Raw genomic sequence first — 18045 nt, 5'->3', positions numbered from 1 at the left:
TTACAGGGTGCGTTCGAAGTCGCGCACCTCGTCTTCCGCGCGCTGCTTCTCCCAGCCGTACTTTTCCTGCAGCTTGCCGGCGAGGTACTTGCCGTCACCTTCGGCGACGTCGAAGACGTCGTCGGTGAGGTCGCCCCAGCGGGCCTGGGCCTTGCCCTTCAGCTGCGTCCACTTGCCCGAGATGATGTCCTTGTTCATGGCGTTGCCCTTTTCAGTGTTGTGGTGACGCCTCCACATTCGCCCAGTCAGCATTCAATCCGGGTCAACGTTTCGTTCGCTTTCGATCAGGTCGATGAACGCGCAGACAGGAACTCCGGTGCAGGGTGAATCGCCGGCTTGAATCGCCCGGATCGCGCAAATGAAAGAGCCGGCTTGCGCCGGCTCGATCAGTGACACGGGTTGCAGGCCGATCAGTCGCGGCCGGTGCCGCCGGTGTTGTCGGCCGCATCCTCGAGCTTGCCGCCGGCCTTCTGGACGTCCTGACCGGCGCCCTTCATGGTGTTGCACGCCGTCATGGTGCCGACGGAGAAAAGGGCGAGCAGCAGCAGGGCAGTAAAACGCTTCATGGAAGTCTCCTGGCGGAATGGGGTGGGTCGCCGGGTGCGGCCCGTGGCGCAAGTAAGCGCAGGCCGCCGTGAACGCCACGTCGATTCCGCCCGATCCGGCGAAGCGCGCCTCTGTCCTGTTCAGAAACAGACGGCGAGACCAACGCCCGATCGGATCAGTCGCGCATCAGCGTGGACTTGCCGAACAGGCTCTCCACAAGATCGACCGCCAGCTCCGCGGTGCGGTTGCGCTCGTCCAGCGCCGGGCTCACCTCGACCACGTCCAGCGAACCCATGCGCCCGGTGTCGGCGATCATCTCCATCACCAGCTGCGCCTCGCGGTAATTGAGGCCGCCCGGCACCCGGGTGCCGGTCCCCGGCGCGATGCTTGGATCCAGCACGTCGACATCGAAGCTGACATGCAGATGGGTGTCGTCGTCCAGGTCCGCCAGCGCGGCTTCCATGGTCCGCTTCATGCCCACCTCGTCGATGTAGCGCATGTCGTAGATGTCGAGCCCGTGCTCCTTGACCATGCGCTTCTCCTCCTGGTCGACGGAGCGGATGCCGACCTGGGTGATCTGCGCCGGAGTGATCGCCGGCACGTGACCGCCGATGCCGGTCAGCACGTCCGGGCCGATGCCGCACAGGCAGGACACCGGCATGCCGTGGATGTTGCCCGAGGGGGTGACCTGGCTGGTGTTGAAGTCGGCATGCGCATCGAGCCAGAGCACCCGCAACCGGCGCCCGGTCGCGCGGCAGTGCGCGGCCACCGCGGCAATCGAGCCGATCGCGAGCGAATGGTCGCCGCCCAGCACGACCGGCATCCGCCCTGCCTCGAGTTCGCGCAGCGACGCCTGCATCAGCGCCTCGTTCCAGACCACCACGCCCGCCAGATGCCGGTAGCCATCCATCGGCGGTTCCACCGGGTTGGGCGGACCGGCGAGGTTGCCGCGATCCTCCACTTCGATCCCGCGCGAGCGCAGCGCCTGCGCCAGCCCGGCGATCCGCAGCGCGTCCGGGCCGAGACGGGCACCGAGGTGGCCGGCGCCGATGTCGGTGGGCACGCCGATCAGCGAAACGGGAGGATAGTTGCGGCGCATGCGGATCCCCTGTGCGTGGACGGACCCGGCACGGGCGCCCACGCGCCCGCCGGGCGGCGCGAGTCTAGCATCGCCCCCCGGCACGGCTTCCCGGGGCCACGCCGCGACGCCGCGATGCGCAACATCGCGGCGAGCGTCGGAGGGGGGTACCGGCTGCCCCCGTTGCGGGGGCATGGCCACGTGGAGCGTGACGGCGACAAGGGGATGGGGAGTCGCGGCACCGTGTCCGCCGGTGCCGCCCATGATGCCGCCGTCGCGGCACCCGGTCAGTCGGGACTTCCCTGACCTGAATGGGGGAACTCCCGCCACCCGGTGCCGTGCATGCACGCGACCATGACGGCGCGCGTCGCACCGTTTGCCTGATGAAATCACGGTCCGACATCGACAGCGAGCTCCGCCGGCTGCAGCAGCGGCTGCAGGCACTGTGTGCGGAGCTGCCTCCAGACCAGGCGCGCGAGGCGTTCGCCCGCGAGGCCGAGCCGCTGACTGCCGATCCGCCCGCCGAGCTGGATGCCCATATCCAGGGGCGCATCCACGCGATGCTGGTGGAAGCGGGCCTGATCGAGGACGAGTCCCCTACCGGCTGAATGCGCAAAACTCCGCTGCTCTACGGATCACCTTGACGAAGTCTTAACAGGGGCGCCCCTAGCGTCGCACCCCTGATGGGGGGTTCCAATGCGGTCCAATGCAGTTTCGCCAGCCGATGAGCTCGGTGACGAGTCACGGCAGTTCGCGCTGTTGCTGGACTCCGTCACCGACTACGCCATCTACATGCTCGATCCGCGCGGCTATATCCGCACCTGGAACCGCGGCGGCAGCCGGATCAAGGGCTACGACGCCGCCGACGTGATCGGCACGCACTTCTCGCGCTTCTATACCGCCCGCGACGTCGAGCAGGGCCTGCCGCTGCGCAACCTCGAGACCGCGCGCCAGGATGGCCGCTTCGAAGCCGAGGGCTGGCGGGTGCGCAAGGACGGGTCGCGCTTCCGCGCCAGCGTGGTGATCGATCCGATCTGGAAGGATGGCCAGCTGCTGGGCTACGCCAAGGTCACCCGCGACATCACCGAACGCTACAACGCCGAGCGGCGGCTGCAGGAGGCGCAGCAGGCGCTGATGCAGGCGCAGAAGATGGAGGCCATCGGCAAGCTGACGCTCGGCCTCGCGCACGACTTCAACAACCTGCTGACCGTGGTCGTCAACAGCCTGGACCTGATCGACGCGCGCACCCGTGACGAGGGCATCGGCCGTTATGTGCTGACCGCGATGCGTGCCGCCGAGCGCGGCGTGCTGCTGACCCGGCAGCTGCTGACCTTCGGCAGCGGCCAGACCCTGGCACTCGAAACCACCGACCTCAACGAACTGCTGCGCGAGAACATCGAACTGCTGCAGCGCGCGGCCGGCGATGGCATCGAGGTGCGGCTGGCACTTGCCGACGAACCGCTGGTGGCCGACATCGACCGTGCGCAGTTCGAAGCCGCGGTGCTGAACCTCGTCAGCAACAGCCGCGACGCGATCCTGCCCTCGCCCGGTATCATCGCGATCAACCTGTCCTGCCGGCAGACCCGCGATCCCGCCTCGAGCCACGCAGGCACGCGCCCGTTCCTGACGGTGGAAGTGGTCGATGACGGCCCCGGCATCCCGGCCGAGCATCACCAGCGCGTGTTCGAGCCGTTCTTCACCACCAAGGAAGTGGGACAGGGCAGCGGCCTGGGGCTGAGCCAGGTCTTCGGTTTCGCGTCGCAGTCCGGCGGTTTCGTCCAGCTGCGCAGCGAGCCGGGGCAAGGCACCGCCGTCACCATCCACCTGCCGGCACGAGAACACTGATGACCCGGGGCAAGATCCTGTTCGTCGAGGACGAAGCCGACCTGCGCAACCTGATCGCGGAAGTGCTGGCCGATCTCGGTTTCGATGTCGCCAGCGCCGCCGACGGGCACCAGGCGATCGCGCTGCTCGAAGGCGGGCAGCGCTTCGACCATGTGATCTCCGACGTCAGCATGCCCAATGGCATCAGTGGCCTCGACGTCGCCGCCGCCGCGGCACGCCTGCAGCCGGAGGCCAAGGTCACGCTGGCCTCGGGATACCAGCGCGCGCAGCTGCCGCCACTGCCGGCCGACATCGGCTTCCTGCCCAAGCCCTACCACGTGCGCCAGCTGCTGCAGGTGCTCGACGCCGGCGGCCCCTGACGCGAGCGCACGAAAAAGGCGACCTCGACGGTCGCCTCTTCATGAGCTGGTGCCGCTTGTCCGAATCGAACGGACGACCTACGGTTTACAAGACCGTTGCTCTACCGACTGAGCTAAAGCGGCGGAAGGCGGGCGACGGGCGCAATGTAGCGGCCGGCGCGGCGCGATTCTAGCAGCCGTGGTGGCCAGCGGCCGCGCACCGGCCCCGGATCAGGGCCATGCCGCGCAGTCCAGCGCTGTCGTCTGTTGTGCCGCTGCGGCGCGTTGCGCCCGGTCGAGGGCGAAACCGGCGTCCACTTCGATATCGAGCCAGCGGCGGCCATCGGTACCGCCGAGCGGCTCCGCCTGCGCGGGAAAGCCCGCTGCCTGCAGCGTCGCGGCGTGGCGGCGGGCGCTCTCCTCGCTGCCGAAGCGGCCCAGCGCCACGGCATTGGCATCGTTGCCACCGAGGATGAAGTGATCGGTGAACCCCGCGGCGGTCAGTCGCGCGGTGACCGCCTGCGCCGCGGCCCGGTCGGCCTGCGCGGGCAGCAGCACCCGCCAGCCGCGTGCGCTGCCTGCGGCCGGCACGTGCACGGCGAGCCGGCGCACGTCGGCGGCCAACGCGTCGCGCGCGCGGGCCACGGCCGCCTGGTCGGCGAACGGGCCGAGTCGATGACAGCTGGTCGCTGTCGTGCCCGTGGCGGCGTCGCCACCGGCGCTGTCATCGGAGGCCCGCTCGACCAGCGGTGCGTCGGCAGCCGGTGCCGCGTCGGCGGCCTGCGCCGCGGTTTCGCGAACCTGCGGCGTCGCCTCGGCCAGCAGCTGCAGGCGCGGAACACCGACGGGCGGCTCCGGTGCCGGGTGCGGGGCCGGATCCGGGCGCAACAGCCACCACAGCCCGACGCCGAGGTTGAGGGCGATCAGCAGGACGACAGTTGCGCGCGCGAACATGCGCGGATTCTAGGCCGGATTGCCGCCACGCTGCCGCGTCATTCAGCGCGTGCCCAGCGGGCCATGCCTTCCAGCACCAGGGTCGGCGCGGCGATCGCATCGCCGATGCCCGCGAGCACGGTCGCGGCACCGCCGCCATGCACGAGCACCGTCGGCGTGGTGCCGGCAAGGGCGATGGCGTCGCGGCGGCTGGCCTCCACCAGTGCGCACGCCGCACCCTCGCAGCCGGAGGCCAGCGCATCGGCGGTATCGTCGGCGAATGCGACCGCCTGCCCGCCCTGCAGCGGCAGGTGTGGTGCGCGGCGATGCAGGCTTTCGCGCATCAGTGCCGGCGACGGGGCGATGCGGCCACCGCGGTGGCGGCCATCGCGATCGAGCAGGTCGATGGTGAGCGCGGTGCCGACGCCCACCAGCAGCCACGGCCCCGGGCCACGCGCATGCGCACCGATCAGGGCCAGGAAACGGTCGACGCCCAGGCGCCGCGGGTCCGCGTAGGCGATGCGCATGGCGGCGAACTCCGGCTGCGTCTGCACGCGCGACACCCGCCCGCAGCGGCCGCCCAGCGCCGCCAGCAGCGAGGCGCGTAACGGCGCCGGTGCGACACTGGCCAGCACCGCGGAATCGATCCGTGCCGGCAGTGCGGCGGCCCAGCCGTCGGGCAGCGCGCGGCCGTCATGGGCGACGGCAAAGCCCTCGCCGACGCGGCCATTCTCGAGCGGCGCACATTTGAGCCGCGTGTTGCCGAGGTCGAACAGCCACTCAGCCATGGGCGCGCCTGCGCAGGCTGACTTCACCGGCGTGCAACTCGCGCTCACCGGCGGCGGTGTGCACGCGCAATGCGCCATCGGCGGCGATACCCAGCGCGGTGCCGCGGGTGATGCGCGCGCCGTCATGGATCTCGACCGGCATGTCGCGCAGCGCATCGAACGTGCGGTAGCGCGGGAGGAACGGCGCCAGGCCCTCGCGGCCGAAGGCATCCAGCGCAGGCAGCAGCCGCGAGATCACGCCGGCGGCAAGCGCGTTGCGCAGCGGCGCGGCCACGCCCAGCCGGCGCAGGTCGGCCCATGGCTGGTCGATGGCGGCGCCGGCGTCATCGGGCATCGCGACATTGACGCCGATGCCGATCACCGCGCGCACCGGGCCCGCATGCTCGCCACCGCCCTCGATCAGCAGGCCGCCCAGTTTCTGCAGGCCGGCGCCGCGTTCGACGACGAGGTCGTTCGGCCATTTCAGCCGTGCCGGTACGCCCAGTTCCGCGACCGCCTCCGCCACGCAGACACCGGCCACCAGGCTCAGCCCGCCCAGCCGCGCGAGCCCGCCGTCAAAACCCAGTGCAACCGACAGGTAGAGGTTGGCCGCCAGTGGCGATGCCCATTCGCGCCCGCGCCGGCCGCGGCCGCCGGTCTGGCGCTCGGCAAGCAGCACCGCGGCGCCGCGCGCCGGCAGCGGCTGGCGCAGCAGTTCGCTGTTGGTGGAATCCAGCGTCCACGCGACCTCGAGCGTCGCCAGCAGCGCGCTGGCCGGCGCGGTCAGGCCGGCACGGATGGCGTCGGCATCCAGCAGGTCGAGCGGCGCGGCGAGCGCGTAGCCGCGGCCGGCCCGGGCGTCGATGCGCAGGCCCGCGGCACGCAGTGCCTCGATGCGTTTCCACACCGCCGCGCGGCTCAGGCCGTACTCGCGCGCCAGCACGTCGCCGGACACGGGTCCTGCGGCGAGGCGTTGCAGAAGTGCGCGCTCCAGGCTCAATCCGGCTCCGTCGCAGGCCGCGGCGGCGCCACGGTGGCCGGGCAGGATGCCCAGCCTGCACACGCGGCGCAACCGCGGTATAGTCCGGGGTCGACCCTGCCCCGCAACGGCCGCCCCATGCTCCTGCGAATCGCACTGATGCTGCTGATCGCCTCCGCCAGCTTCCCGCTGCTGGCCGCCGAAGGACGCCAGGCTCCCGGCCGCGACGGCTGCCCGGTGGCCGAGGACGATCCCACCAACCCGCGCCCCGCCGCCGAGCGCCTGCCCGCAGGCGCGGCCGACGCCGCCGACCGCGGCGGTGCCGGGGCCCGCGGTGGTTCCGAAGGTGGCGCGCGCATGCCGCGCTGGCACAGCTTCCTTCCGGGCATGTTCCGCTGACCGGAACGCTGTCGGCACTGCACCGCTGACATTGCTGCAACCCCGATGACACGCTGGCTGCAGCGGCTGCGGCCGCGTCCGGAAGGGCCACCCGCGGCGGTGTGGAACACCGTGCGCAGCCGCGCCACCCTGGTCGCCCGGCTTGACCCGGAACGCGACCAGCGCCTGCGCGAACTTACCGGCGAATTCCTGCATCGCAAGACGATCACGCCGGTGGCCGGTCTGGCCCTGGACGACGGGCAGCGCACGCTGCTTGCCGCGCTGTGCTGCCTGCCGCTGCTGGAGTTCGGCGGCGAAGGCCTGCACGGCTGGTCGCAGCTGATCGTCTACCCGGATGCGTTCCGGGTGAACCGCACCCATGTCGATGCCGCGGGCGTGCTGCACGAATGGGAGGACGAGCTGATCGGCGAGGCCTGGGAAGCCGGCCCGCTGATCCTGTCGTGGGCGGACGTGGAATCCGACCTCGACACTCCCGATGCGGGCTTCTGCGTGGCGGTGCACGAGATGGCCCACAAGCTCGACGCGCTCGATGGCGTGCTCGACGGCACGCCGGCACTGCCGCGTGACTGGCAGCGCGACTGGGCGCGCGATTTCCAGCAGGCCTTCGACGGTTTCGTCGCCCATCTCGATGGTGGCGGCGAGAGCGGGATCGACCCCTATGCCGCCGAGGCGCCGGAAGAGTTCTTCGCGGTATGCAGCGAATACCACTTCAGCGCACCCGCGCTGCTGCGCGCGGAGCTGCCGACGGTGGCCGCGCACCTGCAGCGCTTCTACGGCCCTTCCCCGCTCGACTGAGCCCGCCTACAGGCCCGGCGGGAACACCACCTCAAAGCGCGTGCCGCCCAGTTCCGGCGACGGGCCGACGCGCAGTTCGCCGCGATAGCTGCCGACGATGTCCTGCACGATCGCCAGGCCGATGCCGTGGCCCTGCACACGCTCGTCGCCGCGCACGCCACGCTGCAGCACATGGGCGATGCGGTCGGGCGCGATACCGGCGCCGTCATCGTCCACCGCCAGGGTCATGCCCGGGCGGCGGTCGGGCTGCGGCTCACCCGACTTCACCGTCAGCAGCACCCGGCCCTTTGCCCACTTGAAGGCGTTCTCCAGCAGGTTGCCGAGCAGTTCCTGCAGGTCGCCCGGCTCGCCGTGGAAGCGCGCCACCGGATCGATGTCGAACTCGCAGATCACCCCCTGCGCGGCGTAGATCTTCTCGAGCCCGCGCACGATCTCCTCGGCGTAGGGCTCGATCTCCACCGGCGCCGCGAACAGCTTGTGGCCACTGGATGCCGCGCGGCCGAGCTGGTAGCCGACCAGGTCGTTCATCCGCCGCAGCTGGATCTGCAGCTCGTCGCGCAGTTCCTCGTCGCTGGCGCCGGCTTCCAGCCGCGTGCGCAGCACCGCCAGCGGGGTCTTCAGGCTGTGCGCAAGGTCGGACATCGTGTTGCGCTGGTGCTCGAGGTTCTGCCGTTCGCTCTCGATCAGCGCGTTGATGCTGTCGGTCAGCGGCTCGAGCTCGCGCGGGTGCAGTTCGCCCATGCGGTTGGCCTGGCCGCGCTGTACCCGCTTGAGTTCGCTGATGACCTTGCGCAGCGGGCGCAGGCTCCAGCGCAGCACCAGCGCCTGCAGCATCAGCAGCACGATGCCGGCGACGCCGAGATAGCGCCACAGCGCCTGCCGGAACACCTGCACCTGGCGTGGCAGCGTGCCGGCATCCTCGAGGATGTACACGGTGTAGGGCAGCTCGGTTTCGACGCCGCCGCTTTCGCGCACCAGCGCGAAGCCGCGGCCGTAGCGGATCACCTCGCCGGGCTGGTCGGCGCTGTCGCTGATCGGCAGCGGGCCGTCGATCTTCTCCTGCCCCGGCTCCAGCAGCTCGAGGTCGGGCAGCCGCGGGCCATGCGCGGAGCCGGACATCCACACGCTGCCGTCCAGCACGATCGCCGCGTAGGTGCCGCTGCCGGGGCGTTCGAAACGCTCGTCGGGCGGTGCGTCGGGCGGGATGATGCTGTTGTCGCGCGCGAATTCGACGTCACCGGCATAGGTGAGTGCGAAGCCACGCAGGCGGTCGCGCTGGCCCTGGCTTGCGACGTCGACGAAGGCGCTGTCGAGCGCGTAGCCGGCCAGCGCCAGGAACGCGATCAGGCCAAGGCTCGCGGCCAGCATCTGCCGCGACTGCAGCGAGCGTGGCCGCCACGCCAGTGCGCGCCGGGGGCGGGTAACAGGACTCATGGATCAGTGCAGGATGCCACGCGGCGCGCGCGCGGCACGGCCCACGCACCAGGACGCGCCCGGTACGCGATCAGCCTTCGTTGCTGCGCGGAATCGCAAACCGGTAACCACGACCACGCACCGTCTCGATCGGCTTGAGGGTGCCGTCCGGGTCCAGCTTCTTGCGCAGGCGGCCAATGAAGACCTCCAGCACGTTGGAGTCGCGGTCGAAGTCCTGCTGGTAGATGTGCTCGGTGAGGTCGGCCTTCGAGACCAGTTCGCCGGCATGCATCATCAGGTACTCGAGCACCTTGTACTCGTAGCTGGTGAGGTCGACGTTCTGGCCATGCACGCTGACGGTCTGCGCGGCGAGGTCCAGCGTGACCGGGCCGCATTCCAGCGTCGGCTTGCTCCAGCCGGCGGCGCGGCGCACCAGCGCGTTGATGCGCGCCAGCAGTTCCTCGACGTGGAAGGGCTTGACCAGGTAGTCGTCGGCGCCCTGCTTGAGGCCGTCGACCTTGTCCTGCCAGCTGGAACGCGCGGTCAGGATCAGCACCGGGAACTGCTTGCCCTCGTCGCGCAGCGCCTTGATCAGCTCCATGCCCGACATCTTCGGCAGCCCGAGGTCGATGATGCCGACGTCGAAGGGCACCTCGCGGCCCATGTACAGGCCTTCCTCGCCGTCCTGGGCGGCATCGACGGCATAGCCTTCGCGCTTGAGGCGGGCAGCGAGGGTTTCGCGCAGGGGTGCTTCGTCTTCGACGAGGAGGATACGCATCGGTCGAACTCCGTGTCAGGAGGGTCGGGAGGGAGACCCTATGCGTTCAAGTATCTGAACTCAATCGTCGCGGCTGCGTGTACGCGGTCGTGCCGCCGTTCCACGCTGCTGCGGATCGTCCTCGTACACCCGGACCCGACCCCGATCGTCCATCACCTTGATGCGGTTGATCTCGCGCCCGTCCATGTGCATGCGCTCGGCACTCAGCACCTGGCCGCGGGCCTCGCTGCGCACGCGGCGGATGGAATCGCCCATCGCATCCTGCGAGCGCGGCCACTGCCCCTGCTGTGCACCCCTGCCCTGGTCACTCCTGCCCTGCGAAGTCGACTGCGCCTGCGCGCCCCCGGCAGCTGCCATCGCAACGGCGATCAGGCAGGGCAACGCGAGACGAAGCGGGACAGGCATGATCGAGCATCCGGGAAGCGAAGGAACGGCACCGCGCAGTGCAGCGCACGGAGCCAGTCTCGAAGCCATGCAGTGAATCCGTCCTTAACTTTTTCGTCAACACCCTGACGATGTTCAGGCGCGTGTGACAGAACCCGCGTGGCCACGTCGGCACGCCGGATTATGCGTTCAGGCAGCTTCGGCGCCGGCCTGCCAACCCGTCGCGGCGAGCGCGCGTTCGACCAGTGCCCAGTCGGCGCCGGGGCGGTGCGCACCCTCGCTCAACACCTGGCGGAACTGCCGCCCCCCGGGCTGTCCATGGAACAGGCCGAGCACGTGGCGGACGATGTGCTTGAGCGCAACGCCGGCGGCGAGCTGCGCTTCGACGTACGGGCGCATCGCCACAAGCAGTGCCGCGCGCGAGCGCGGAGCGCGTCCCGACAGCGCGCAGTCGAGCCGATGCAGCAGATACGGGTCGTGGTAGGCGGCGCGGCCGAGCATCACGCCGTCCACGTGCTCGAGATGTGCGAGTGCGGAAGCTTCATCGGCGATGCCACCGTTGAGGAGCACGGTGAGATCGGCGCGCTCCTGCTTGAGCCGGTATGCCCAGTCATGGCGCAGCGGCGGCACCTCGCGGTTTTCCTTCGGGCTCAGGCCTTTGAGCCACGCATTGCGCGCATGCACGATCACCTGGTCGGCGCCGGCCGCGGCCACCGTATCGACGAATGCACGGAAGCGTTCGTACTCGCTGTCGTCATCGACACCCAGGCGGCACTTCACCGTGACCGGGATCGCATGGCCCGACGCGGCCACCGCCTCGCGCATCGCCGCGACGCACTCGGCCACCAGCACGGGCTCGCGCATCAGGCAGGCGCCGAAGCGCCCCGCCTGCACGCGGTCGGACGGGCAGCCGCAGTTGAGGTTGACCTCGTCGAAGCCATGCCCGGCGACGATCGCCGCCGCCTGTGCAAGCAGCGCGGGATCGCTGCCGCCCAGCTGCAGCGCGACCGGATGCTCGACCGGATCCATCGCCAGCAGCCGCGAGCGGTCGCCGAGGATCACCGCGTTGGCATGCACCATCTCGGTGTATAGCAACGCCCCGGGCGCCAGCAGGCGGTGGAACACGCGGCAATGGGTATCCGTCCAGTCCATCATCGGGGCGACGGACAGGCGCAGGTTGGCCGCATCGTGTGACGGGCCGGGCGCGGGCGGGACGGGGCTGGGCATCGGTGTGCAGGTGCAGCGGCGTTGCATTTTCACCGTTCTCGACGCGCGGGTCGAATCGCAGCGGCGTCGCCGTGGACGCTGTGTGCAGTGTCGGCATGCTATGCAGCGTGGCCCTGTTGCGGATGCTGCGCATGACCCTGCTGCTCCTTGTCGTCGGCCTTGTGGCATTGGCCCTGGGCGCCGAACTGCTGGTGCGCGGGGCGAGCCGGCTCGCACTTGCCACCGGTCTTTCGCCACTGGTGATCGGCCTGACCGTGGTCGCCTTCGGGACCAGCTCGCCGGAACTCGCCGTCAGCATCGGCGCGGCGCGCGACGGCAGTGGCGACATCGCGCTGGGCAACGTGGTCGGCAGCAACATCACCAACGTGCTGCTGATCATCGGCGTGGCGGCGCTGGTGGCCCCGCTCGTGGTGGCGCGGCAGCTGGTGCGGGTGGACGTGCCGCTGATGGTGGTGGCCTCGGTGGGCGTGCTGCTGCTGGCCGGTGATGGCGTGCTCGGGTCCGGCGATGGCGTGCTGCTGGTGACCGCGCTCGTGGCCTACATCGTCCTGCAGATCCGGCTCGGCCGACGCGAGCCGCAGGCCGCGGGCACCGCGCCGGAGCCCGTCCGCGCCCGCGGCATGAGCACGCGCATCCGCGACCTGGCGTTCGTGGCCGCGGGCCTGCTCCTGTTGATCGTGGGCGCCGGCTGGCTGGTGGACGCGGCGACCGTGATCGCGCGCCGGTTCGGCCTGAGCGAACTGGTGATCGGGCTGACCGTGGTCGCGGTCGGCACGTCGCTGCCGGAGATCGCCACCTCGGTGCTGGCGGTGATGCGCGGCCAGCGCGACCTCGCGGTCGGCAACGTGGTCGGCAGCTGCCTGTTCAACCTGCTCGGGGTGCTGGGGATCACCGCGCTGGTGGCGCCGGACGGCATCGGCGTGGGCGCCTCCGCGCTGCACTTCGACATGCCGGTGATGCTGGCCACGGCCGTCGCCTGCCTGCCGATCTTCTTCACCGGCCACTGCATCAATCGCTGGGAGGGCGGGCTGTTCCTCGCCTACTACGTCGCCTACACCGCGTACCTGCTGCTCGATTCCGCAGGCCACGCGGCGCTGCCCGCCTACAGCGCGATCATGATGCTGTTCGTCGTGCCGCTGACGGTGGCGACGCTGGCCGTGGTCGGTACCCGCGCGATCTTCACCCAGGGTGCCCGCCGCGGCTGATCGCGCGCCACGCGCTCAATCGCGGCGCCGCCGTGGCCGCCAGATCGCTGCGTCCACGCCGGCGCCGAACTCGGGAAAGCGGCCGGCGTCGAATTCGGGCGTACGCCCGGCGCGCAGCTGGCTGTCGTAGTCGCGGGTGAGCTTCACCACCACCCCGGACAGCAGCACGATCGCCACCAGGTTGATCGAGGCCATCACCGCCATCGAGGCGTCGGCGGCATCCCACACCACCTGCACGCGCGAGAACACGCCCCAGCTGATCACCGCCAGGGTCACCAGTCGCAGCACCAGCAGACCGCTGCGGCCGCCGCCGAGGTAGAGCAGGTTGGTCTCGGCATAGGAGTAGTTGCCGATGATCGTGGTGAAGGCGAAAAAGAACAGCGCCACCGCGACGAACACCACGCCGAAGTCGCCGAAGAACACCCCGACGGCGCGCTGGGTCAGCAGCACCCCGTCGCCCTCGCTGCCGAGCACGCCGGACAGCAGGATCACGAAGCCGGTGGCGCTGCAGATCAGCAGGGTGTCGATGAACACGCCCAGCGACTGCACCAGGCCCTGGCTTGCGGGGTGGTGCGGCACCGGCGTGGCCGCGGCAGCGATGTTGGGCGCGCTGCCCATGCCCGCCTCGTTGGAATAGAGGCCGCGCTTGACCCCCTGCAGCATCGCCACCGTGATCGCGCCGAGTACCCCGCCGGCCGCGGCATCGAGGCCGAACGCACTGCGCAGCACCTGCGCCAGCACCGCCGGGACCTCGCCGAGGTTGGTCACCACCACCCAGCCGGCGAGCCCGAGATAGGCCACCGACATGAACGGCACCACCCATTCCGCCACCCGCGCCACCCGGCGCAGGCCGCCGAAGATGACCGCCGCGGTCAGCACCACCAGCACCCCGGCCACCACCAGCGGCGACAGCCCGAAGGCCTCGCCCATCGACTGCCCGATCGCGTTGGCATGCACGCTGCTGAAGACCGCGCCGTAGGACACCAGCAGCGCCACTGCGAACGCCACCCCCATCCAGCGGCGGCCGAGCCCGAGGGTCATGTAGTACGACGGACCGCCACGGTACTGGCCCTCGGCATCGCGCACCTTGTAGAGCTGCGCCAGGCTGCTCTCGGCGTACGCGGTGGCCATGCCGACGACGGCCGTGCACCACATCCAGAACAGTGCCCCCGGCCCGCCGAGGGAAAGCGCGATGGCCACCCCGGCGAGGTTGCCGGTCCCCACCCGCGAGGCCAGGCTGGTGGCAAGGGCCTGGAACGGCGAGATGCCGCTGGCATCGCCACCGCGGCCGGGGCGCACCAGGCTCAGCATGTGAGCGAAGCGGCGCAGCTGCAGCAGGCGCAGCCGCACGGTGAAGAACAGCCCCACCGCCAGCAGGCCGTACACCAGCAGGTAGTCCCACAGCACGCGATTGATGCCGGCGACCACCGGCGAGAGCAGGGTTTCGATCAGCGCGGCGGGTGCGGACATGGACGTGCCGGATGCAGGCGGACCGGCGATCGTAGCAACGCCGCGGATGCGCCGTTTGCGACGCCGGCGCGCGCGTGCCTGTGCCCGCTGCCCGGCGGCGGCACCCTGCACGGTCTAGAATCCGCGCCTGACTCGGCGGTGGGAGCGCGCATGAAGGTTCTGGTCATCGGTTCGGGCGGGCGCGAGCACGCACTGGCCTGGAAGCTCGCGCAGTCGCCGCGCGTCGACGAGGTGCTGGTGGCGCCGGGCAACGCGGGCACCGCCACCGAGGACGGGTGCCGCAATGTCGACGTGGCCGCCACCGATATCGATGCGCTGCTGGCGCTGGCGCGCGACGAAGGCGTCGCCTTCACCCTGGTCGGGCCGGAGGGCCCGCTGGTGGCCGGCGTGGTCGACCGTTTCCGCGATGCCGGCCTGCGCATCTTCGGACCGACCGCGGCCGCCGCCCAGCTCGAGGGCAGCAAGGCGTACGCGAAGGACTTCCTCGCCCGCCACGGCATCCCCACCGCGCACTACGCGGTGCATACGCATGTCGAGGAGGCGCTGGAATACGTGCGCGAGCGCGGTGCGCCGATCGTGATCAAGGCCGATGGCCTGGCCGCCGGCAAGGGCGTGATCGTGGCGATGACGCTGGAGGATGCCGAGGCGGCGATCACCGACATGCTCGGCGACTACGCCTTCGGCGCCGCCGGCTCGCGGGTGGTGATCGAGGAGTTCCTCGACGGCGAGGAAGCCAGCTTCATCTCGATGGTCGATGGCCGCACCGCGCTGCCGATGGCCACCAGCCAGGACCACAAGCGCGTCGGCGACGGCGACACCGGGCCCAACACCGGCGGCATGGGTGCGTACTCGCCGGCGCCGGTGGTCACGCCGGAGGTGCATGCGCGGATCATGCGCGAGGTGGTCGAACCCACCGTCGCCGGCATGGCCGCCGACGGCGCGCCCTTCACCGGCTTCCTCTATGCCGGGCTGATGATCGACCGCCACGGCGCGCCGAAGGTGATCGAATTCAACGTGCGCTTCGGCGACCCGGAAACCCAGCCGGTGATGCTGCGGCTGCAGTCCGACCTCGCCGAACTGGTGGAGGCCGCGATCGACGGCCGCCTCGATGGCGTCGAGGCCAGGTGGGACCCGCGCCCGTCGCTGGGCGTGGTGATGGCCGCCGAGCACTACCCCGGCAAGCCGCGCACCGGCGATGTCATCAACACCTGGGACGTGCCCGAACCCGAGCACACCAGGGTCTTCCACGCCGGCACCGCGCTCGAGGGCCAGCACGTGGTCACCGCCGGCGGCCGGGTGCTGTGCGTGTGCGCGCTCGGCGACACCGTCGCCGATGCCCGGGAGCGCGCCTATGCCGCGATCAGCGGGATTTCATGGCACGGCGAATTCCACCGCCACGACATCGGCTGGCGCGCGATCGAGCGCGAGCGTGCAGGTGGCTGAGGCACGGCCGGGCTGACCCGGCTTCGATTCGCAGCGGAGGCGGACGGCAGCATCAGGGACCGCAGGTCCCCACACTGCCGTTGCCGGTCCGCGGAAGCCGCACCCGGGCGGCGGATCACCCCGCCTCGTCGTGTTCCACCGCCAGCAGCGCCAGCGAGCGGCCTTCGGCTGTCCATTCGCCCCCGCCGGGCAGGCGTGGGCCACGGCCGCCGGTGGTGGTGTCGAGCAGCATCCGCCAGTGCACCGACGCCACCTCGGGCAGCCGGAACACCACCGGCTCCTCGGCGGCATTGACCAGCAGCAGCAGGCTGGCCGCGGTACCCGGCACCCGCAGCCCGCTGACCGGGGCCCGGCCGTCGAGATGCATCATCAGCGCGCGCGCATGCGGTGCGTTCCAGTCGTCGTCGCCCATCGCCTCGCCGTCCGGGCGCAGCCAGCACACGTCGTGCACGTCGAGCTCGGGGTCGTAGCGGCCGGTCAGGAAACGGTTGTGGTGCAGCAGCGGGAAGCGCTCGCGCAACGACAGCACGCGCTGCACGAACGCGGTCAGCTCCTGCCCCGGCGGCCGCGCGGCGGCGTCCCAGTCGAGCCAGCTGATCTCGTTGTCCTGGCAGTAGGCGTTGTTGTTGCCGTGCTGCGTCTGCCCGAACTCGTCGCCCGCCAGCAGCATCGGCGTGCCCTGTGCCAGCAGCAGGGTGGCCAGCAGGTTGCGCTGCTGGCGCAGCCGCAGGGCCTCGATGCCGGCGTCCTCGCTCGGCCCCTCGACGCCATAGTTCGCCGACAGGTTGTGGTCGTGGCCGTCGCGGTTGTCCTCGCCGTTGGCCTCGTTGTGCTTGTGCTCGTAGCTGACCAGGTCGCGCAAAGTGAAGCCGTCGTGCGCGGTGATGAAATTCACCGAGGCGCTGGGCCGGCGGCCATTGCGGTTGAACAGGTCCGCTGACCCGGTGAGGCGGGTGACGAACTCGGGCAGCTTGCCTTCGTCGCCGCGCCAGAATGCCCGCACGGTATCGCGGAAGCGGTCGTTCCACTCCGCCCAGCCGGGCGGGAAATTGCCGACCTGGTAGCCGCCCGGCCCGATGTCCCAGGGCTCGGCGATCAGCTTCACGCCGCTCAGCACCGGATCCTGGCGCACGGTGTCGAGGAAGCTGCCGGACGGATCGAAGCCGCTGCGCTCGCGGCCGAGGATGGTGGCGAGGTCGAAGCGGAAGCCGTCGACGTGCATCTCGGTCACCCAGTAGCGCAGCGAATCGGCCACCAGCCGCAGTGCACCGGCGCTGGTGAGGTCGAACGTGTTGCCGGTACCGGTGTCGTTGATGTAGTGGCGCGGGTTGTCGGCGAGCCGGTAGTAGCTGGCGTTGTCGATGCCGCGGAACGACAGCGTCGGACCGAGCTCGTTGCCCTCGGCGGTGTGGTTGTAGACCACGTCGAGGATCACCTCCAGCCCTTCGGCATGCAGGCGCGCGACCATCTGCTTGAACTCGTCGATGCTGCCGCTGGCGAGGTAGCGCGGCTGCGGTGCGAAGAAGCACAGGGTGTTGTAGCCCCAGTAGTTGCGCAGCCCTTTTTCCTCGAGGTAGTGGTCGTCGGCGAACGCGTGCACCGGCAGCAGTTCCACCGCGGTGACGCCGAGGTCGCGCAGGTGGCGCACCACGGGTTCCTCGCGCAGCCCGGCAAAGGTGCCGCGATGGGCCTCGGGCACGTCCGGATGGCGCATGGTCAGCCCGCGCACATGGCTTTCGTAGATCACCGTGCGTGACCACGGGCGGGCCGGCCGGCGGTCCTCGCCCCAGGTGAACGAGGGGTCGATCACCGCGCACTTCGGGATGTAGGCGGCGCTGTCGCGGCGGTCGAAACTGAGGTCGGCGTCGCGATGCCCCAGGGTGTAGCCGAACAGCGCCGGCGCCCACTTCAGCTCACCGACCAGGCGCCGTGCATAGGGGTCGATCAGCAGCTTGTTCGGGTTGAAACGGTGCCCGGCATCGGGCGCGTAGGGCCCATGCACGCGGTAGCCGTACAGCTGGCCCGGCCGCGCGTCGGGCAGATAGCCATGCCAGACCTCGTCGGTGTACTCCGGCAGCACGATGCGCTCGCACTCGCGCCCGCGTGCATCGAACAGGCACAGTTCCACCTTGGTGGCATGCGCGGAATACAGCGCGAAATTGACACCCAGGCCATCCCAGGTGGCGCCGAGCGGATACGGGCGGCCCTCCTGGATGCGCGAACGGGTGGCGAATGATTTCTTCGACATGGGCTGGTCAGTGTCCGGACGGTTCTTGCGGTGCCGGTGGCTGGCCGGCCGCGGCGATCTCGGCATCGACCAGGCGCTCGGCCATGCCCCAGTGGCGCTCGGCCTGGCCGTCGGGGCGGCCCTCGGCCTCCCAGATCTCGCGGGCGAGTTGTTCGACGCGCGCGCGCCGGGTATCGGGATCCATTGCGGATGTCTCC

The 18045-nt window shown here is 70.5% G+C and carries 21 protein-coding genes and 1 tRNA gene; 7 read left to right on the top strand and 15 right to left on the bottom strand.

What is annotated here, in order from left to right:
• The 4 genes from ERL55_RS02745 to rocF form a co-directional block, all read right to left on the bottom strand.
• A complete protein-coding gene (locus ERL55_RS02745) occupies window positions 1–198 on the bottom strand; it encodes a CsbD family protein (protein WP_129135062.1) in 198 nt (65 codons plus the stop codon).
• A gap of 54 nt (window positions 199–252) precedes the next feature.
• Window positions 253–396, bottom strand: coding sequence for a hypothetical protein (locus ERL55_RS14885; protein ID WP_164972098.1), 144 nt, complete (start codon window positions 394–396; stop codon window positions 253–255).
• 14 nt (window positions 397–410) lie between these two features.
• On the bottom strand, window positions 411–566 hold the full coding sequence (locus ERL55_RS02740; protein ID WP_129135061.1) for an entericidin A/B family lipoprotein: 156 nt from the start codon (window positions 564–566) through the stop codon (window positions 411–413).
• A 155-nt stretch (window positions 567–721) separates the two neighbouring features.
• Window positions 722–1645 carry an arginase gene (rocF, locus tag ERL55_RS02735; protein WP_129135060.1) on the bottom strand — a complete coding sequence of 308 codons (924 nt, stop codon included), beginning with the start codon at window positions 1643–1645 and terminating at the stop codon, window positions 722–724.
• 362 nt (window positions 1646–2007) lie between these two features.
• Between rocF and ERL55_RS02730 the strand changes: the two genes are divergently transcribed.
• From ERL55_RS02730 to ERL55_RS02720, 3 genes are all read left to right on the top strand, one after another.
• Window positions 2008–2232 carry a hypothetical protein gene (locus tag ERL55_RS02730; RefSeq protein ID WP_129135059.1) on the top strand — a complete coding sequence of 75 codons (225 nt, stop codon included), beginning with the start codon at window positions 2008–2010 and terminating at the stop codon, window positions 2230–2232.
• Between the two features lie 88 nt (window positions 2233–2320).
• Complete coding sequence (locus ERL55_RS02725) at window positions 2321–3469, top strand: ATP-binding protein (protein ID WP_129135058.1); 1149 nt, start codon at window positions 2321–2323, stop codon at window positions 3467–3469.
• Window positions 3469–3828, top strand: a complete 360-nt coding sequence (locus ERL55_RS02720; RefSeq protein WP_129135057.1) for a response regulator — start codon at window positions 3469–3471, stop codon at window positions 3826–3828. The genes ERL55_RS02725 and ERL55_RS02720 overlap by 1 nt, the downstream gene beginning before the upstream one ends.
• Before the next feature lie 47 nt (window positions 3829–3875).
• On the opposite strand, the gene ERL55_RS02715 is transcribed toward ERL55_RS02720, so the two are convergent.
• From ERL55_RS02715 to birA, 4 genes are all read right to left on the bottom strand, one after another.
• Window positions 3876–3951, bottom strand: a tRNA-Thr gene (locus ERL55_RS02715).
• A gap of 87 nt (window positions 3952–4038) precedes the next feature.
• A complete protein-coding gene (locus ERL55_RS02710) occupies window positions 4039–4761 on the bottom strand; it encodes an SPOR domain-containing protein (RefSeq protein WP_129135056.1) in 723 nt (240 codons plus the stop codon).
• Window positions 4762–4799: 38 nt separating this feature from the next.
• On the bottom strand, window positions 4800–5528 hold the full coding sequence (locus tag ERL55_RS02705; RefSeq protein WP_129135055.1) for a type III pantothenate kinase: 729 nt from the start codon (window positions 5526–5528) through the stop codon (window positions 4800–4802).
• Window positions 5521–6507 carry a bifunctional biotin--[acetyl-CoA-carboxylase] ligase/biotin operon repressor BirA gene (birA, locus tag ERL55_RS02700; protein ID WP_241685817.1) on the bottom strand — a complete coding sequence of 329 codons (987 nt, stop codon included), beginning with the start codon at window positions 6505–6507 and terminating at the stop codon, window positions 5521–5523. The genes ERL55_RS02705 and birA overlap by 8 nt, the downstream gene beginning before the upstream one ends.
• 117 nt (window positions 6508–6624) lie before the next feature.
• On the opposite strand from birA, the gene ERL55_RS02695 reads away from it, so the two are divergent.
• Window positions 6625–6885, top strand: a complete 261-nt coding sequence (locus ERL55_RS02695; protein WP_129135054.1) for a hypothetical protein — start codon at window positions 6625–6627, stop codon at window positions 6883–6885.
• Between the two features lie 45 nt (window positions 6886–6930).
• Window positions 6931–7680, top strand: a complete 750-nt coding sequence (locus ERL55_RS02690; protein ID WP_129135053.1) for a M90 family metallopeptidase — start codon at window positions 6931–6933, stop codon at window positions 7678–7680.
• 6 nt (window positions 7681–7686) lie between these two features.
• On the opposite strand, the gene ERL55_RS02685 is transcribed toward ERL55_RS02690, so the two are convergent.
• From ERL55_RS02685 to dusA, 4 genes are all read right to left on the bottom strand, one after another.
• A complete protein-coding gene (locus ERL55_RS02685) occupies window positions 7687–9063 on the bottom strand; it encodes an ATP-binding protein (protein ID WP_206733392.1) in 1377 nt (458 codons plus the stop codon).
• A 121-nt stretch (window positions 9064–9184) separates the two neighbouring features.
• Complete coding sequence (locus tag ERL55_RS02680; RefSeq protein WP_100324350.1) at window positions 9185–9871, bottom strand: response regulator transcription factor; 687 nt, start codon at window positions 9869–9871, stop codon at window positions 9185–9187.
• A 60-nt stretch (window positions 9872–9931) separates the two neighbouring features.
• Window positions 9932–10276 carry a hypothetical protein gene (locus ERL55_RS15100; RefSeq protein ID WP_241685816.1) on the bottom strand — a complete coding sequence of 115 codons (345 nt, stop codon included), beginning with the start codon at window positions 10274–10276 and terminating at the stop codon, window positions 9932–9934.
• Between the two features lie 168 nt (window positions 10277–10444).
• Window positions 10445–11482 carry a tRNA dihydrouridine(20/20a) synthase DusA gene (dusA, locus tag ERL55_RS02670; protein ID WP_129135051.1) on the bottom strand — a complete coding sequence of 346 codons (1038 nt, stop codon included), beginning with the start codon at window positions 11480–11482 and terminating at the stop codon, window positions 10445–10447.
• Window positions 11483–11613: 131 nt separating this feature from the next.
• On the opposite strand from dusA, the gene ERL55_RS02665 reads away from it, so the two are divergent.
• Window positions 11614–12687 carry a calcium/sodium antiporter gene (locus ERL55_RS02665; protein WP_206733350.1) on the top strand — a complete coding sequence of 358 codons (1074 nt, stop codon included), beginning with the start codon at window positions 11614–11616 and terminating at the stop codon, window positions 12685–12687.
• Window positions 12688–12702: 15 nt separating this feature from the next.
• Here ERL55_RS02665 and ERL55_RS02660 read toward each other — a convergent pair whose 3' ends face one another.
• A complete protein-coding gene (locus ERL55_RS02660; protein ID WP_129135050.1) occupies window positions 12703–14157 on the bottom strand; it encodes an alanine/glycine:cation symporter family protein in 1455 nt (484 codons plus the stop codon).
• A gap of 150 nt (window positions 14158–14307) precedes the next feature.
• Between ERL55_RS02660 and purD the strand changes: the two genes are divergently transcribed.
• A complete protein-coding gene (purD, locus tag ERL55_RS02655; protein WP_129135049.1) occupies window positions 14308–15600 on the top strand; it encodes a phosphoribosylamine--glycine ligase in 1293 nt (430 codons plus the stop codon).
• A 115-nt stretch (window positions 15601–15715) separates the two neighbouring features.
• Here purD and glgX read toward each other — a convergent pair whose 3' ends face one another.
• The gene (glgX, locus tag ERL55_RS02650) at window positions 15716–17848 is read right to left on the bottom strand and encodes a glycogen debranching protein GlgX (RefSeq protein WP_129135048.1); all 2133 of its coding nucleotides are present in this window, start codon (window positions 17846–17848) and stop codon (window positions 15716–15718) included.
• A 7-nt stretch (window positions 17849–17855) separates the two neighbouring features.
• Window positions 17856–18032 carry a DUF2934 domain-containing protein gene (locus ERL55_RS02645; protein WP_129135047.1) on the bottom strand — a complete coding sequence of 59 codons (177 nt, stop codon included), beginning with the start codon at window positions 18030–18032 and terminating at the stop codon, window positions 17856–17858.
• Window positions 18033–18045 lie beyond the last annotated feature (13 nt).

Origin of the sequence: Luteimonas sp. YGD11-2 (genome assembly GCF_004118975.1) — a bacterium.
Classification (GTDB): Bacteria; Pseudomonadota; Gammaproteobacteria; order Xanthomonadales; family Xanthomonadaceae; genus Luteimonas; species Luteimonas muca.
This window is presented reverse-complemented; position numbering and strand designations above follow the sequence as displayed.